Origin of the sequence: Methylobacterium oryzisoli (assembly GCF_046557895.1) — a bacterium.
Classification (GTDB): domain Bacteria; phylum Pseudomonadota; class Alphaproteobacteria; order Rhizobiales; family Beijerinckiaceae; genus Methylobacterium; species Methylobacterium oryzisoli.
Window position 1 is genome coordinate 67956 of record NZ_JBKIBX010000005.1, and the last position, 16632, is coordinate 84587.

Sequence of the window (16632 nt, forward strand, 5' to 3'; positions counted from 1 at the left end):
GATGGATCGCATCCAACTCCCGCCCACGGACCGCTCGCCCCGGGTCGATTTCGACTTCGCGGCCGGCCACCTCTCGATGCGCGGCGAATCCTACCCGGAGGACGCCGCCGCCTTCTACGGGCCGCTGCTGCAATCCCTGCGCAGCTTCCTCGGCGCCTCGGATCCCCGGCCGATCGTGTTCGAGGTCGGCCTCGCCTACTTCAACTCGTCGAGCGCCAAGGCACTGATGAACCTGTTCATGCCGCTCGAGGACGCGGCGGCGGACGGCCGCCCGGTGACGATCCGCTGGGTCTACGCCGAGGGCGACGACACGATCGAGGAGGCCGGCGAGGACTTCGCGGCCGATTTCGATCACGCCCGCTTCGAGATGGTCAGGGAGGCCCGGGCGTGACCGCGCGCAAGGCCACCGTCACCGAACTGCCGCAGGCCGCGGGCGACGGCTTCAGCCTGTTCGACACCGAGGAGGCGATCCTCGGGCGCACCGAGGTGATGCTCGCGCGCCTCGCCGAGGTCGCCGAGGGCGTGCAGGAGCTCGCGGGCGCCTACCGCCGGGGCTACCGCGAGCAGCGGCGGCTCGTGCGCCTCAGCGACCGCATGCAGGGCGACCTGCAGCGCGCCAACACGCGGCTGGCCGAGCAGCAGCGGGAGCTGCAGGCCCTCAACGACGCGCTGTCCGGGGAGATCGAGCAGCGCATCCACCTCGAATCCGAGCTGCGCCGCCTCGCCGACACCGACCACCTCACCGGGGCGCTGACGCGCCGCCGCTTCCTGGAGATCGGCGAGCGCGAGGCCCTGCGCAGCCAGCGCAGCCGCATCCCGGCCTGCCTGCTGATGCTCGATCTCGACCGCTTCAAGATGATCAACGACGGCTTCGGCCACGGGGCCGGGGATGCGGCGCTCGCCGCCTTCGTCGGCGTCTGCCGCGGCCACCTGCGCTCCCTCGACGCGATCGGCCGCACGGGGGGCGAGGAATTCGCCATCCTGCTCGCCGATACCGACCGCGCGGAGGGGTTGGCGCTCGCGGAGCGGCTGCGCCTCGCGGTCGCCGCCGTGCCGGTCTCCACCGAGCAGGGACCGCTCTCGATCACGGTCAGCGTCGGGCTCGCGGTCCTGGAGCCGGAGGATTCCCTCGCCGACCTGCTGCGGCGCGCTGATGCGGCGCTCTACGCGGCCAAGGCCGCGGGCCGCAACTGCGTGCGGGGCGCGCAGGCGCCGTGAGCCTCGCCGAGACCCCCGCCGACCCCGCGCCGCGCCGCGGCGGCTCGCTGCGCGGCGCGGGCCCCCTGCGCGGCGGGGAGGTGCTGACCCAGCTCGGCTTCGCCGAGCCGGCGGGCGCCGAGACCGTGGCCGGCATCATGCGCCCGGGGGCGCTGCGGGGGGCGGCGCGCGGGCGCAACCTCGACGGCCTCGCCCACACGCTCTTCCTGCGGATCTACCCGGTCATCGCTGCGGTGGTCCTCGCCACGCAGATCGGCATCGCCTGCGTGAACTACGCCGACGAGTTCCGCCTCTACCGCGAGCGCGGCGCGCTCCTGGCGGGCGTGACCGCCGCGAACCTCGCCCAGCCGGGCTGGAGCGCGGCGCCGGAGCGGGCCCACGCGGCGCTCCAGGCGCTCGCCCTGGACCCGGCCTTCCGGTACGCCGCGCTCCGCGACGGCGAGGGGCGGCTCGTCGCCAGCGCCGGCGAGGCGCCGGGCCGGCGCGCCTTCGACCTCCTGCACCTCTCCGCCGACTTGGCCGCGCCGGGCGAGGACCGCGCGGGCAGCCTCTCGCTCGTCCTCTCGGCGGAGGCGCTGCGCGGCAATGCCGAGAAGCAGGCGCTGCTCGCGCTCGGCACCAGCCTCGTCCTGATGCTCGCCTTCGTGCTGACCCTGCGCACCACCGTGCGGCGGCACGTGCTCGGCCCCCTCACCCGCCTGCTCGGCGCCATGCGCGAGGTCGAGCACAAGCGCTGGGCGATGGTGGATCTCGGCGTCGTCCGGCCGAGCAACGAGATCGACGCGATCTCCTCCGCCTTCAACAGCATGGTGGAGGGCCTGCGCAGCGGGGACGAGGCCAAGCAGCTGCTCCAGCAGCTGGAGACCGCCCACGCCAAGCTCGAAGCGGCCAACCGGCAGGTGATCGAGAGCATCGCCTATGCGCGCCGCATCCAGGCCTCGGTGCTGCCCGACCGGGCCGCGCTCGCCGGCGCCGGGCTCGACGTCGCGGTGCTGTGGGAGCCGCTCCACCTCGTGGGCGGCGATTATTTCTGGCTGGAGACGATCGACGGGCAGGGCGTGATCGTGGTGGCGGATTGCACCGGGCACGGGGTGCCGGGCGCCTTCCTGACCCTGATCGTCGCCACCGCCCTCGACCGGCTGCTGCACGAGCGCGGCCTGCGCTCGCCCGCCGCGATCCTTTCCGGGCTCGACGCGATGGTGCGGGCGCGCCTGCGCCAGGACGGGCGCGGGGCGGAATCCGACGACGGGCTCGATTGCGGCATCTGCGTCGTCGATCCGGCGAGCCGGACGCTGCGCTTCGCCGGGGCGGGCCTGTCGCTGCTGCAGGTGTGCGGGGGACGCACGGAGCGCCTGCGCGGCGGACGCCGCGGCCTCGGCTACCCGCGCACCGGCCGCGAGGCGCTCCCCGAGACCGACACGGTGGTGACGGTCGCGCCCGACGCGACCTTCTACCTGATGACCGACGGCGTCACCGACCAGATGGGGGCCGCGCCCGGCGAGCCGTCGCGCCTGCTCGGCTACCGCGCCGTCTCCGAGCGCCTCGCCGCCGCGGCCGACCGGCCGCTGCCCGAGCAGGTCGCGGCCCTCGACGCCGCGCTCGCCGCCTATCGCGGCTCCGAGCCGCGGCGCGACGACATGACCCTCGTCGCCTTCCGGCTCCCCTGACCGGCAGGGGAGGGGGCTCATACCAACGGCCCAGGATGCTGACGCATCGATCTCGATCCCGGGCAGGCCCGGGATCGACGGGGCCGTTGAGTTATCTCGAATTTTCGACATCAAGCCCAGAAATCCGGGATCCTGGGCTTGACGAAAATTCGAGAGCGGAACCAACGGTCATTGGAAATGACCGTTGGTATCACAACTCGCTGCGCCGGAGCAGGTAGTCGAGCCCGCCGACCCGGTACCAGCGGTAGCCGTAGCCCTCCAGCAGCACCCGGTGCCGGCCCGCCTCGTCCGCCCGGCTGCGCTCGCCGGTGAGGAGGTCGATCAGCAGCCCGCCCAGCTCCGGCAGCTCGGTCGAGAACGTGATCTCCAGAGGCTGCGAGGCGAAGTTGTGCAGGCACAGCACCGCGTTGTTGCGCCAGTCGTAGCGCAGCCCGAGCACGCTCTCGGCGCCGGTCTCGATCACCGCGAAGTCGCCCCAGCCGATCTCCGGCACCTCCTTGCGCATCCGCACGATGCGCTCCAGCCAGTTGAGGAACGAGTTCGGGTCCTGGCGCTGGACCGCGGCGTTGACGTGCTCGAAGCCGTAGGGGCCTGTGCCGATCGGCGGCGCGGTCGGGCGCGCGCTCTTGGTGAAGCCGCCCTGCGGCTCGTCCGACCATTGCATCGGCGTGCGGCAGCTCTCGCGCTCGGGCAGCGAAAGATCGTCGCCCATGCCGATCTCGTCGCCGTAGCGCAGCACCGGGGTGCCCGGCAGGGTGAACATCAGGCTGTAGGCGAGTTCGAGCCGGCGGCGGTCGCCGCCCAGCATCGGCGGCAGGCGGCGGCGGATGCCGCGCCCGTAGATCTGCATGTCGGGCTCGGGCCCGAAGGCGGCGAAGACGGCCTTGCGGTCCTTAGGCGAGAGCCGCCCGAGATCGAGTTCGTCGTGGTTGCGCAGGAACTGCGCCCATTGCGCGGAGGCCGGACGCTCGCGCGTGCGGGCGAGCGCCGCGCCCACCGCCTCCGCCCGCCCGGTGGCGAGCGCCAGGAAGGCCGCCTGGTTGACCTGGAAGTTGAACATCATGTGCATGCGGTCGGCGTCGTCGCCGAAATAGTCGAGATCCTGCTCGGGCAGCACGTTCGCCTCGGCCAGGATGATCGCGTCGCCGCAGCGCCATTGCAGGAATTCGCGGAGCTGGCGCAGCATGCCGAACTGCTCGTCCGGCTTGCCCGAGACCTCCGGCCCCTTGCGGGCGATCACGAACGGCACCGCGTCCATGCGGAAGCCCGACACGCCGAGCTGGATCCAGAAGCCCATGATCTTCAGGATCTCCGCCATCACCCGCGGGTTGGCGGTGTTGAGGTCGGGCTGGAACTCGTAGAAGCGGTGGAAGTAGTAGGCCCGCGCGACCTTGTCGTAGGTCCAGGTGGTGGTCTGCACGCCGGGAAACACCATGCCCTGGTCGGCGTGGGCCGGCTTCGTCTTCGACCAGACGTACCAGTCGCGGTAGGGCGAATCCGGGTCGGAGCGCGCGGAGCGGAACCACGGGTGCTGGTCGGAGGTGTGGTTGATCACGAGGTCGATCAGCACCTTGAGGCCGCGCTGCTTGGCCGCGTGCGTGAAGGCCACGAAATCCCCGAGCGTGCCGTAGCGCGGGTCGACCCCGTAATGGTCGGTGATGTCGTAGCCGTGGTCTCGCTGGGGCGAGGGCTGGAACGGCATCAGCCAGACCGCCGTGACCCCGAGGCCCTGCAGGTAGTCGAGGCGCCGCTCCAGCCCCTCGAAATCCCCGATCCCGTCGCCGTTGGCATCCATGAAGGTGCCCACCGACAGGCAGTAGATCACCGCGTTCTTGTACCAGAGGTCGTCGATCATGCGCCCTCGCGCCCGGCCTGCCCGCTGAGGAAGGTAGGGCCGGCTTGGCCGCGGCGTAGCCGGACGGGCGCCTGCGCCGGGAGAATGGGCTCTCTGCCTCAGAATTAGGCAGGCCGCGGCCGGGCCGTCGCGGAACTGCCCTGGTTTTCAGGCGCCTGCGCGCGTTTTCGGCACGGCTCCGGTCCGGCCTGCCACTTGGCACATCGCTTGCCGGTGCCTCCGCGACCGCAAGAACGGGTCGGGGAAACGGAAAACATGACGATGTCCTGGAAGGCATGGCTCGCACGCGCGACGGTCGCGGGCGGCGTGGCGTTGGGCGCCCTCTCGGCGACCGCCGCTTCCGCGCAGGAGACGATCAAGGTCGGTATCCTGCACTCCCTGTCGGGCACGATGGCGATCTCCGAGACCACCCTCAAGGACGTCATGCTCATGCTCATCGATGAGCAGAACAAGAAGGGCGGTGTTCTCGGCAAGAAGCTCGAAGCCGTCGTGGTCGATCCGGCCTCCAACTGGCCGCTCTTCGCCGAGAAGGCGCGCGAGCTGATCGCGAAGGACAAGGTGTCGGCGGTGTTCGGCTGCTGGACCAGCGTATCGCGCAAGTCCGTGCTGCCGGTGTTCAAGGAGCTGAACTCGATCCTGTTCTATCCCGTCCAGTACGAGGGCGAGGAGAGCGAGCGCAACGTGTTCTACACGGGCGCGGCGCCGAACCAGCAGGCGATCCCGGCGGTCGACTACCTGATGAAGGAGGAGAAGGTCGAGCGCTGGGTGCTGGAGGGCACCGATTACGTCTACCCACGCACGACCAACAAGATCCTCGAAGCCTATCTCAAGTCGAAGGGCGTGAAGCCTGAGGACATCTCGATCAACTACACGCCCTTCGGCCAGTCCGACTGGCAGACACGGGTCGCAGCGATCAAGAATTTCGGCTCCGCCGGCAAGAAGACCGCGGTGGTCTCGACCATCAACGGCGACGCCAACGTGCCGTTCTACAAGGAGCTGGCGAACCAGGGCATCAAGGCGACCGACATCCCGGTGGTGGCGTTCTCGGTCGGTGAGGAGGAACTGGCCGGCATCGACACCAAGCCGCTGCTCGGCCACCTCGCGGCCTGGAACTACTTCGAGTCGATCGACACGCCCGACAACAAGGCGTTCATCGCCAAGTGGAAGGCCTTCACCAAGAACCCGAAGCGGGTGACGAACGACCCGATGGAGGCCCACTACATCGGCTTCAACATGTGGGTGAAGGCGGTCGAGAAGGCCGGCACCGTCGATCCCGACAAGATCATCGCGGCCCTGCCCGGCACCAAGCAGGCCAACCTGACCGGCGGCACCTCCGAGATGCTGTCGAACCACCACATCACCAAGCCGGTCTTCATCGGCGAGATCAAGGGCGACGGCCAGTTCGACGTGGTGTGGAAGACCGAAGGCCTCGTGCCGGGCGACGCGTGGTCGAAGGAGCTCGACGGCTCCAAGGACCTCGAAGCCGACTGGGTCAAGCTCAACTGCGGCAACTACAACACCAAGACCAAGAAGTGCGGCGGGGCGTGAGCCCTTCCGGTCCCGCGTGACCCGCGGGGAACCCCTCTCCCGCAAGGGAGAGGGGATGCTTCACGCGCTGCCCGCGCCGCCTCCGTGAGGCGCGGCCCTTCTCCCCGATCGGACACCCCCGGATGCGCCGCTGGCTCACCCTCCTCCTCGCCCTCGCGGCCCTCTGCGCGGCCGGCCTGCAGCCGGCGGGGGCGCAGACGCCGGCCGACGCCGCCTACGCGAAGCTCGCGAGCGACAGCTACTCGGACATCGAGGGCGGCATCGCCGCGCTCGCGCTCAGCGGCGATCCGAGAGCCGGGGCCGTCCTCAAGGCGCTCGCCGAGGGCAAGCTTCTCTACCGCCCCGAGGACAAGACCCTGGCGATCCAGGGCGCCGGCGGCACGGGGGCCGGCCTTGCGGACGCCCGCACCGGCGCCGCCCTCCCGGGGACGGAGAGCTTCAAGCCGGTCCGGGTCAACAACCGCGTGCGCCGGGCGATCGACGCCGCGCAGGGCGCCCTCAACCTCGTGGCACCGAGCCCGAGCCTGCGCCGGGCCGCCGCCGATGCGGTGTTCAAGGCCCGCGACGCCGCCGCGCTCCCGGCCCTCGACGCGGCGCTCGCCCGCGAGACCGATGCGGGCGTGAAGCGCGCGATGGAGGAGGCCCGCGCCGCCGCCCTCCTCGCCAAGGCCGACGCCCCGGAAGCCGCCCGCATCGGCGCGGTCCCGGTGCTGCAGGGGCGCGGCGACGGCGACGCGCTGGCGATCCTGCGCGGCCTCTCCGCCGACCCGTCCCAGGGCGTGCGCGAGGGCGCCGCCCGGGCGATCGCCAGCGTCGAGACCCGGCTCGCCATCGTGGCGAACCTCCAGAACGCCTGGTACGGGATCTCGCTCGGCTCGGTGCTGCTGCTCGCCGCCATCGGGCTCGCCATCACCTTCGGGGTGATGGGCGTCATCAACATGGCGCATGGCGAGATGGTGATGCTCGGCGCCTACACCACCTTCCTGGTGCAGGAGGTGATCCGCCAGCAGATGCCGGGCCTGTTCGACTGGTCGCTGCCGATCGCCATCCCGCTCGCCTTCGTGGTCGCGGGCGGCGTCGGCATCCTGATCGAGCGCGGCATCATCCGCCACCTCTACGGCCGGCCCCTGGAAACACTGCTCGCCACCTGGGGCGTCAGCCTCATCCTGCAGCAAGCCGTGCGCTCGCTGTTCGGTCCCACCAACCGCGAGGTCGGCGCGCCCTCCTACATGGCCGGCGCCGTCGACGTGTTCGGCCTCTCGATCACCTGGGGCCGGCTCTGGATCGTGCTGTTCGCGCTCGCGGTCTTCCTCGGCCTCAACCTGATCCTCAAGGCCACCTCCTTCGGCCTCAAGACCCGTGCGGTGACGCAGAACCGGCGCATGGCCGCCGCCATGGGCATCCGCACCCCCTGGGTCGACGCCTTCACGTTCGGGCTCGGCTCCGGCATCGCCGGCATCGCGGGCGTCGCGCTGTCGCAGATCGACAACGTCTCGCCGAACCTCGGCCAGAGCTACATCATCGACTCCTTCCTCGTCGTGGTGTTCGGCGGCGTCGGCAACCTCTGGGGCACGCTGGTGGCGGCGCTGACGCTGGGCGTGGCCAACAAGTTCCTCGAACCCTTCGCGGGCGCGGTGCTGGGCAAGATCCTGCTCCTCGTCTTCATCGTGCTGTTCATCCAGAAGCGCCCGCGCGGCCTGTTCGCGCTCAAGGGCCGCGCGGTGGAGGCCTGACCCCATGACGTTCGACGGCCTCATCGACCGCAAGGGCTGGATCTTCCTTTGCATCCTCGCCGCCTTCGCGGTGGCGGTCCCGGTCCTCAACCTCCTCACTCCGCCGGATTCCGCCCTGCACGTGCCGACCTACGCGGTCTCGCTGATGGGCAAGTACCTCGCCTACGCGATGCTTGCGCTCAGCCTCGACCTCGTCTGGGGCTATTGCGGCATCCTCTCGCTCGGCCACGGCGCCTTCTTCGCGCTCGGCGGCTATGCGATGGGCATGTACCTGATGCGCCAGATCGGCCCGCGCGGCGTCTACGGCCATCCGGTGCTGCCGGACTTCATGGTCTTCCTGAACTACAAGGACCTGCCCTGGTACTGGTACGGCTTCGACTGGTTCCCGGTCGCGGCCCTCATGGTGCTGCTGGTGCCGGGGCTGCTCGCCTTCGTGTTCGGCTGGCTCGCCTTCCGCTCGCGGGTGACGGGGGTCTACCTGTCGATCATCACCCAGGCGATGACCTTCGCGCTGATGCTCGCCTTCTTCCGCAACGACATGGGGTTAGGTGGCAACAACGGCCTCACCGACTTCAAGGACATCCTGGGCTTTTCCGTGCAGGCGCAGGGCACGCGGGTGACGCTGTTCGTGCTCACCGCGCTGGCGCTGGCGCTCGCCTACCTGATCGCCCGCGCCATGACGATTTCGGCCTACGGCAAGGTGCTGATCGCGATCCGCGACGCGGAATCGCGCACCCGCTTCCTCGGCTACCGCACCGAGCACTTCAAGGTCCTGGCCTTCACAGTCTCGGCCATGATGGCGGGGGTGGCGGGCGCCCTCTACGTGCCGCAGGTCGGCATCATCAATCCCTCCGAGTTCGCGCCCGCCAACTCCATCGAGGCGGTGATCTGGGTGGCGGTCGGCGGGCGCGGCACGCTGGTGGGCGCGGCGCTGGGCGGCGTGCTCGTCAACTACGCCAAGACCCTGCTCACCGGAGCGATGCCGGACGCGTGGCTGTTCATGCTCGGCGCGCTCTTCGTCGTCGTCACGCTCTTCCTGCCCCGCGGCATCGTCGGCACGCTGGTCGAGGCCATCGGCGGCCGGCGCGCCCGGGCCGCCCTGCCGGGGCCCGCCCCCGGCGAGATCGCCCCCAAGCTCGCCGAGGAGGGACGCGGATCGTGAGCGCCGCCATCGCCACCCAGGCGGTCCCGCACGACCGCCGCCCCACGACCCAGGCGGTCCCGCAGGAGCGCCGCCTCACCACCGCGCTCCTCTACGTCGACGACATCCGGGTGACGTTCGACGGCTACCGCGCCCTGCGCGGCCTGTCGCTGACGCTGATGCCCGGCGAGATGCGGGCGATCATCGGGCCGAACGGGGCCGGCAAGACCACGATGATGGATTGCATCACCGGCAAGACCCGGCCCGACACGGGCGAGGTGGTCTTCGACGGCGTGCACGACCTGACCCGGATGGACGAGGCCGCGATCGCCCAGCTCGGCATCGGCCGCAAGTTCCAGAAGCCGACCGTGTTCGAGAGCCACACCGTGGCCGACAACATCCTGCTCGCCCTGAAGGGGCCGCGGGAGGCCGCCGCCTCGCTGTTCGGCTGGCGCAACCGGCGCCATGCCGAGCGCATCGACGCCATCCTGAGCACGACCGGGCTCCTCGCCCACCGCGCACGCCCCGCCGCCGACCTGTCGCACGGCCAGAAGCAGTGGCTGGAGATCGGCATGCTGCTGGCGCAGGACCCCAAGCTCCTCCTCGTGGACGAGCCCGTCGCCGGCATGACCGACGCGGAGACCGAGGCGACGGCGGCGCTCCTGCGCGGCATCGCCCGCGATCACGCGGTGCTGGTGGTCGAGCACGACATGCATTTCGTGCGCGCGCTGGGCTGCCGCGTCACCTGCCTGCACGAGGGGGCGGTGCTGGCCGAAGGATCGATCGACGCCGTGTCCTCCGATCCGCGGGTGGTCGAGGTCTATCTCGGCCGCTGAGCCGGCGCGACGGCCGCAGCCGCGGGGTCCCAGATCCGCGGGGCGCGAATATCCACGCGATTCGGCGTCGCAGGCGCGCGGCGCAGGAGCCGTGACGGCCCCGGCGGCCATCCTGGCGCGCGGCAACCGGGGCCGGACGCGTCGCGCAGAAACGGCGTCGAACCACGCCCGCTGCCAGTGAAGTTGGCGGGCCGCGTCGTAATGCCGGCTCACAATACTGGCTGCGCCCGCGTCAGCGCCCGTCCATCCGGTCTTCGATCCGTTCAAGTCTCCGCAGGATCCGCTCGCGTGCCGATCAATGGGTCGGCGACATCGTCGCGCGATCGTTGCCCCTGCGCGCGCCTCAGGATTTTACATCGACGCTGCCGTGGATCGCGAGGCAGATGTGCTGAACTATTCAGGAACCAACTGAAAATACGGCCGGAATGTCTGCGTCGAAGTCCAAAGAGACCGATTCTGGACGCGAACCATCGATCCGGGCCGGCGTTCTGACGCAGCCGAAAGTCGTGAGCATGATCTACTCAGATGTGATGGCGCGATCCAATTGCGGTTGTTTACTGAGCAATTCCGAACGAGCCCGCCGTTGACAGTCGGAACCCGTCCTCCATATTAAACTCCGCCGGGTCGAACGAGCCGAAACGAAGCGCCATGACGACAGAGTTAACACAAAAAACAATAGACATCGTCTCTGTCTATCTGGCGAGAAACAGCATATCGGTCGCCGAAGTGCCGGAACTGATCCGTCTCGTCCACTCGGCGCTGAAGGATGTGGACGACGCTGGGGCGCCTGCCCCGGAGCGACCGACGGCGCGGGTGTCGGTCGAGAGCACCGTCACGCCCGACTACATCATCAGCCTGGAGGATGGGAAACCCTACAAGACCCTGGGCCGCCACCTGACCAGCCGCGGGCTCACCCCCGACCAGTACCGGGCGAAGTGGGGCCTCGACCCCACCTATCCGATGATCGCCCCGAACTACGCGGCCAAGCGTGCGAAGATCGCCCGCGGGGCGCTGGTGCGCGGCCGGTTGCGCAAGGATTCCGACGACGAGGGCGGCGCGGACCCCGACCTCGGGCCGCTCGCGCAACTCATGGAGTGGAAGAAGCCCACCCCCGGGCCGGGCGATCCCTGAGCGGCCGGAGCCGCGCTCGGTCGCGGTGCGACCGGACGCGGCCTCACATGCACGACCGTTGCACACGGCCTTGTCGAGCGGTGAGATACCCCGCTGCCGATTCCTCCACTTTCCCGGACGACTGAAGCGAAGCGGAAAGAGATCCGGGATCCAGAGCAAGATGTCGCGAAGCGTCTCTGTGTCTGCAACGGTGAAAATCTGAGCTGCTGCGCGGCACTTCCTCGGCTGGATCCCGGATCTCCTTCCACTTCGTTTCGGTCGTCCGGGAAAGAGGCGGGTGCGAGACCCTGATCGACTGGGTTTGCAGCTCTGGCCACCCACGACCTCATTCAGAGCTGCCCACGCCCGGCCCGAGGAACCCCGGAGCCGGGCGCGGTGCTCTTTCATTGGTCAAAGTCAAAACAGTATCAATGACATGTTGCGCGCGGACGCGGCTTTCCATCGGGGCCGGGCGGCTCTAGAGGGACCCGAGTCCGGACCGGCCGCCGCGGCCGGCGGTCCCCTAGGGAGCCCGCATGACGTCTCGCCGATCGCCCGTTTCGCCCGGTCTCGCCCTCGCGCTGGCTCTCGCGCTCGGCCTCGCCGCCCCGCCCGCCCGCGCCCAGGAGGCCGCCCCGGCGGAGGAGCCGGCGGCCCCCGCCGCTCCGGCTAAGCCCGCGCCGCGCCGCCCGCCGCCCGCCCGCAAGCCCGCCCCGGCGCCGGCGCCCACCCCCGCCCCCGAGGCGGCCCGGGCGCCCGCGGCGGCCGGCTGGCCGCCGGGCGCCAGCGCCGTGACCGAGGTCTACGGCGACTGGACGGTGAGTTGCACCCGCGAGGGCGAGGCGCGCGAGTGCCAGCTCTCGCAGGCGCAGGGCGAGGCGCAGACCGGGCGGCGGCGCTTCAGCATCGAGCTGCGCCAGCCCCGCGACGGCCGCAGCGAGGGCGTGGTGCTGATGCCGCTCGGCCTGCAGCTCGAGCCCGGGATCAGCTTCAAGCTCGACGACGCCACCCTCGGCAAGGGAGCGGTCTACACGACCTGCGTGGCGGCGGGCTGCATCGTGCCGATCAGCTTCCCGACCGTCGCCACCGACGCGATGAAGACCGCGGTCGCGCTGCGCGTCACCGGCACGCGGCCGAACGGGGAGGCGGAGACCATCACGGTGCCGCTGGCGGGCTTCGCCGCTGCCCTGGCCCGGCTCGGCGTTCTCGCGGGCTGATCTGCCTTCGCGGGCGGCAGGCGCCGCCTGCCTGCCTGATTTCGCGGCAGAGCCGCGAGGCCGCGGCGCGGCGCGCGCGCCACCCGCCCAGGGGGATGCCGGCCGCCTCCGCTTCGGCCTCACTGGCACGATAGCTGCTACGTGCCGCCCGGGCAGGCCGTCACGCGGCCTCCGGGCAAGGGCGCCCGTGCCTTGGACAGGGTTGTCCGTTCGATCGGGGATGACGGAGGCGGCTGCGGCCGGCCCCGCGCATCGTCCTCCTCCAGCGACGTGACGAAAGCCCCCGCGGGGGTCCAGTTCGAGGCTCGACGCATGGCCAGCTTCAAGACCGTGATGAAGTCGGGGCATCCCCCGACCCTGTTCGCCGCGTTCCTGTACTTCGATTTCTGCTTCGCGATCTGGGTCCTGAACGGCGCGATGGGCCCGTTCATCACCGAGACCTACAAGCTCTCGCCGGCCCAGACCGGCTTCATGATCTCCCTGCCGATCCTGGCCGGCGCCATCATGCGCTTTCCGCTCGGCGTGCTCGCCCAGTACATCGGCCGCAAGAACGCCGCCATCACCGAGATGGTGCTGATCATGGTGGCGATGGCCTACGGGTTCTTCTTCATCCACAGCTACGGCGACGTGCTGGCCATGGGCGTGCTGCTCGGCATCGCGGGCGCGTCCTTCGGGGTCGCGCTCTCGCTCGGCTCGGGCTGGTTCCCGCCCCAGCACAAGGGCTTGGCGATGGGCATCGCGGGGGCGGGCAATTCCGGCACGGTGCTCGCCGTGCTGTTCGCCCCGCCCCTCGCCCAGGCCTATGGCTGGCAGGCGGTCTACGGCTTCGCCGGCCTCGTCATGGCGCTGCCGCTCGTCGTCATGATCGTCTTCGCCAAGGAGCCGCCGGACCGCGAGCACCAGAGCTTCCGCGAGCACGTCTCCTGCCTGTTCGAGAAGGACGGCTGGGCCTTCAACCTGATCTACGTCATCACCTTCGGCGGCTTCATCGGCCTGTCGAACTTCCTGCCCACCTTCTTCTACGAGCAGTTCGCGGTGACCAAGGTCGAGGCGGGCCGCCTGACCATGCTGGCGGCGCTGATGGGCTCGGGCATCCGGGTGGTGGGCGGCTACTTCGCCGACCGCATCGGCGGCATCCTGGTGCTCACCGTGGTCCTGCTCGCCGCGGTCGGCTCCTTCCTGCTGCTCACCGCCTCGCCGTCGCTCCTCCTCACCACGATCCTGTTCATGGTCTGCTTCGCGGCGCTCGGCGCCGGCAACGGGGCACTGTTTCAGCTCGTGCCCCTGCGCTGGCCGACCAACACCGCGGTGGCCGGGTCGATGATCGGTGAGGTCGGCGCGCTCGGCGGCGCGATCCTGCCGAACGCCATGGGCCTCTCGAAGCAGTTCACCGGCGGATTCGCGGCCGGGTTCGTGGGCTACGCGGTCTTCACGGCCGTGGTGCTCGGCTGCCTCGCCCTGTGGTCGCGCCGCTGGGTCGGCACCTGGGTCGGCCCGCGCGGCAAGGTCCTCGCCCCCGCCGAGGCGGCGCAGCCCGAACCCGGCCTGATCCCGGGCGCGCAGCGCGCCTGAACCGGCTCACCGCGGCGCGTCGAGCGCCGCGGGGTCCGGCTCGGCCGGGAGCAGCCGGTCGCTCTCGTCCTTCAGCGCCACGCCGGTGAGGCCGCGCGCGAAGGCCTGGGTGAGGAGCCAGTGCAGCTTGAAGGCCGCCAGGTCGGGCCGGAGCCCGGCCTGGCGCACGTTCGAGAGGCAGTTGCGCTCCGCGTCGGTGCGGCCCGGGCGGGGAGCGAAGGTGAGGTAGACCCCGAGGCTGTCGGGGGAGGAGAGGCCGGGCCGCTCGCCGATCAGCACCGCGACCGCCCTGGCCCGCAGGGCCGCCCCGATCTCGTCGCCGAGCGCGACGCGGGCCTGCTCGGCGATCACCACCGGCGCCAGCGACCAGCCCGATGCGGCGATCGCGGGCGCAAGCGCGGCGAGGAGCGGCACCGCGCCCTCGTGCACCGCCCGGGCCGAGAGGCCGTCCGCCACCACGAGCGCGAGGTCCACGGGTGCGAGGTCGACGGGCATGTGCGCCGCGCCGCGCAGGCGCTCCAGGCTCGCCGCGTCGAGCCGGCGGCCGAGATCGGGCCGGCGCAGGTAGGTCGCCCGGTCCGGGGCGGCGGAGGCGACCGCGACCGCCGGGAGGCCGAGACCGGCCAGGCCCGCCTGCAGGCTGCCCCCGTCGAGCGCGGCGTGCACCGCGTCGCGCGCCTGCGCGTGCGCGAGGGCGAAGCGCAGCACCTCGCGGGTCGGCAGGCCGGATCCGGCCCGGCCGAGGCCGATGCGGGCCGGGGTGAGGGCGGCGAGGCGCCGCCACGCTTCCTCCGGGCTCATGCGGCGAGACCCGGCGCACCCGCCAGCAGCGGGGCCGCCCCGCCGGGCAGGAGCCGGCCCTCGGCATCGGCGAGTCCCATGCGGTCGAGCCACGCGGCGAATTCCGGCGCCCGCTTCAGGCCCAGCACCTCGCGCAGGTAGAGCTGGTCGTGGAAGGAGGTCGACTGGTAGTTCAGCATCACGTCGTCGGCCCCCGGCACGCCCATCACGTAGGTCACGCCGGCCGCGCCCAGCAGCGTGAGCAGGGTGTCCATGTCGTCCTGGTCGGCCTCGGCGTGGTTGGTGTAGCAGACGTCGACCCCGAGCGGCACGCCCATCAGCTTGCCGCAAAAGTGGTCCTCCAGCCCGGCCCGGATGATCTCTTTGCCGTCGTAGAGGTATTCGGGGCCGATGAAGCCCACGACGCTGTTGACGAGGAGCGGCCGGAAGGCGCGGGCCACCGCGTAGGCGCGCGCCTCCAGCGTCTGCTGGTCGACCCCGTGATGCGCGTTCGCCGACAGGGCCGAGCCCTGGCCGGTCTCGAAGTACATCACGTCGTCGCCGAGGTTGCCGCGCCGGAGCGCGAGCGCCGCCTCGTGCGCCTCCTTGAGCATCGGCAGCGTCACGCCGAAGGAGGCGTTCGCGCCCTGCGTGCCGGCGATCGACTGGAAGACGAGGTCGACCGGCACGCCCCGGTTCATCGCCTCGAGCGTGGTGGTGACGTGGGTGAGCACGCAGCCCTGGGTCGGGATGGCGAAGCGGTCGATCGTCTCGGCGAGGAGGTGGAGCAGGCCCGTCAGCGCCTGCACCGAATCCGAGACCGGGTTGATGCCGATCACCGCGTCGCCGCAGCCGTAGGCGAGGCCGTCGAGGATCGCCGCGGTGATCCCGGCGGGATCGTCGCTGGGGTGGTTCGGCTGCAGGCGCACCGCCATCGTGCCGGGCAGCCCGATCGTGTTGCGGAAGCGCGTCACCACCCGGGCCTTGCGGGCGACCAGGATCAGATCCTGGTTGCGCATGATCTTCGAGACCGCGGCGGCGATCTCGGGCGTCACGCCCGGCGCGATCGCGCTCAGCGTCGCGGCGTCCGCCGTGAGCAGGAACTCGCGAAAGTCCCCCACCGTCAGGTGGGCGATCGCCGCGAAGGCCGCGGCATCGTGGGTGTCGAGGATCAGCCGGGTGACATCGTCCTCCTCGTAGGGGATGAGCGGCCGGTTGATCAGGTCGGTGAGCGGCAGGTCGGCGAGGCACCAGCGCGCCGCCACCGATTCCTCCGCCGAGCCCGCCGCGATGCCGGCGAGCCGGTCTCCGGAGCGGATCGGACTCGCCTTGGCCATGAGGTCCGCCAGATCCGAGAAGACCCAGCTGCGGGGGCCGACGACGTGCCGGTAGGCCATGGGCGATCTCCTGCCTCGACGCACGACCTTAGCAAACGCCGTGCGGGACGCGATCCGGCGGGAGGCGCATGCCGCGTGGATGTCACCCGCGGACCCCATCCGCGGATTTTGTCGGGCGCGGCCCTCGCCCGATCATGCCGTCCGACTATTTAGGCTGATGCCGCGCCGCTGGAATGCGTCTTGCCTCGTGGCCAACGATCGGGCCGGGCAACAAGGCCAAGCAACTATCACATGTGAAAGCGGCCCGCTTCCACTTGGGGTTTCACAAGGCGGTCAGTGAGGAGGATGCCCGTGCATCGCTACTTCTTCGATCTCGAAGCGGAGGGCTTTGACGCCCGGGACGAGGTCGGCGTGGTTCTGGCGGACGACGGCGTCGCGCGGGCCGAGGCCGTGCGGGCGCTGCGCTCCTGCGCGGCCGTGCCGCTGCCCTGCGGCCGGCGCGCCGATCTCGCGCTGCGGGTGCGCGACGAGACCGGCCAGACCGTGATGCGGGTGGCGCTCGGCGCCATCGTGACGAGCGGCGCCGCCCGGGCCGACGGCCTGGCGGCCTGAGGATCC

The 16632-nt window shown here is 71.0% G+C and carries 14 protein-coding genes; 11 read left to right on the forward strand and 3 right to left on the reverse strand.

Translation table 11 applies throughout. From position 1 onward, the window contains the following. Position 1: 1 nt before the first annotated feature. From ACKUB9_RS06970 to ACKUB9_RS06980, 3 genes are read left to right on the forward strand one after another with little or no spacing between them, the layout of a single operon-like run. Positions 2–391, forward strand: coding sequence for a DUF1987 domain-containing protein (locus ACKUB9_RS06970; RefSeq protein ID WP_407519736.1), 390 nt, complete (start codon positions 2–4; stop codon positions 389–391). Continuing rightward, entirely contained in the window at positions 388–1218 is an 831-nt protein-coding gene (locus ACKUB9_RS06975; RefSeq protein ID WP_407519735.1) for a GGDEF domain-containing protein, read from the forward strand. The genes ACKUB9_RS06970 and ACKUB9_RS06975 overlap by 4 nt, the downstream gene beginning before the upstream one ends. Further along, positions 1215–2885 (forward strand): SpoIIE family protein phosphatase, encoded by a 1671-nt coding sequence (locus tag ACKUB9_RS06980; protein ID WP_407519734.1) that lies wholly within the window; start codon positions 1215–1217, stop codon positions 2883–2885. The genes ACKUB9_RS06975 and ACKUB9_RS06980 overlap by 4 nt, the downstream gene beginning before the upstream one ends. A gap of 190 nt (positions 2886–3075) precedes the next feature. Here the strand turns inward: ACKUB9_RS06980 and ACKUB9_RS06985 are convergent, their stop codons facing one another. Beyond that, the gene (locus tag ACKUB9_RS06985) at positions 3076–4740 is read right to left on the reverse strand and encodes an alpha-amylase family protein (protein WP_407519733.1); all 1665 of its coding nucleotides are present in this window, start codon (positions 4738–4740) and stop codon (positions 3076–3078) included. A gap of 261 nt (positions 4741–5001) precedes the next feature. Between ACKUB9_RS06985 and urtA the strand changes: the two genes are divergently transcribed. The 7 genes from urtA (at position 5002) to ACKUB9_RS07020 (ending at position 13897) form a co-directional block, all read left to right on the forward strand. Continuing rightward, positions 5002–6288, forward strand: a complete 1287-nt coding sequence (gene urtA, locus ACKUB9_RS06990; protein WP_407519805.1) for an urea ABC transporter substrate-binding protein — start codon at positions 5002–5004, stop codon at positions 6286–6288. A 122-nt stretch (positions 6289–6410) separates the two neighbouring features. Next, positions 6411–8021 (forward strand): urea ABC transporter permease subunit UrtB, encoded by a 1611-nt coding sequence (urtB, locus tag ACKUB9_RS06995; RefSeq protein WP_407519732.1) that lies wholly within the window; start codon positions 6411–6413, stop codon positions 8019–8021. Positions 8022–8025: 4 nt separating this feature from the next. Next, positions 8026–9183, forward strand: coding sequence for an urea ABC transporter permease subunit UrtC (urtC, locus tag ACKUB9_RS07000; protein WP_407519731.1), 1158 nt, complete (start codon positions 8026–8028; stop codon positions 9181–9183). 104 nt (positions 9184–9287) lie between these two features. Further along, entirely contained in the window at positions 9288–9998 is a 711-nt protein-coding gene (gene urtD, locus ACKUB9_RS07005; RefSeq protein WP_407519804.1) for an urea ABC transporter ATP-binding protein UrtD, read from the forward strand. Positions 9999–10646: 648 nt separating this feature from the next. Next, entirely contained in the window at positions 10647–11129 is a 483-nt protein-coding gene (locus tag ACKUB9_RS07010; protein ID WP_407519729.1) for a Ros/MucR family transcriptional regulator, read from the forward strand. 515 nt (positions 11130–11644) lie between these two features. Next, positions 11645–12325 carry an invasion associated locus B family protein gene (locus tag ACKUB9_RS07015; protein WP_407519728.1) on the forward strand — a complete coding sequence of 227 codons (681 nt, stop codon included), beginning with the start codon at positions 11645–11647 and terminating at the stop codon, positions 12323–12325. Between the two features lie 312 nt (positions 12326–12637). Then, positions 12638–13897, forward strand: coding sequence for an MFS transporter (locus ACKUB9_RS07020; RefSeq protein ID WP_407519727.1), 1260 nt, complete (start codon positions 12638–12640; stop codon positions 13895–13897). Positions 13898–13903: 6 nt separating this feature from the next. Here ACKUB9_RS07020 and eutC read toward each other — a convergent pair whose 3' ends face one another. After that, complete coding sequence (eutC, locus tag ACKUB9_RS07025) at positions 13904–14698, reverse strand: ethanolamine ammonia-lyase subunit EutC (protein WP_407519726.1); 795 nt, start codon at positions 14696–14698, stop codon at positions 13904–13906. Further along, positions 14695–16074, reverse strand: coding sequence for an ethanolamine ammonia-lyase subunit EutB (locus tag ACKUB9_RS07030; RefSeq protein WP_407519725.1), 1380 nt, complete (start codon positions 16072–16074; stop codon positions 14695–14697). Before ACKUB9_RS07030 ends, eutC begins: the two co-directional genes overlap by 4 nt. Before the next feature lie 285 nt (positions 16075–16359). Here ACKUB9_RS07030 and ACKUB9_RS07035 point away from each other — a divergent pair, with 285 nt between their 5' ends. After that, a complete protein-coding gene (locus ACKUB9_RS07035; protein WP_407519724.1) occupies positions 16360–16626 on the forward strand; it encodes a DUF6894 family protein in 267 nt (88 codons plus the stop codon). Positions 16627–16632 lie beyond the last annotated feature (6 nt).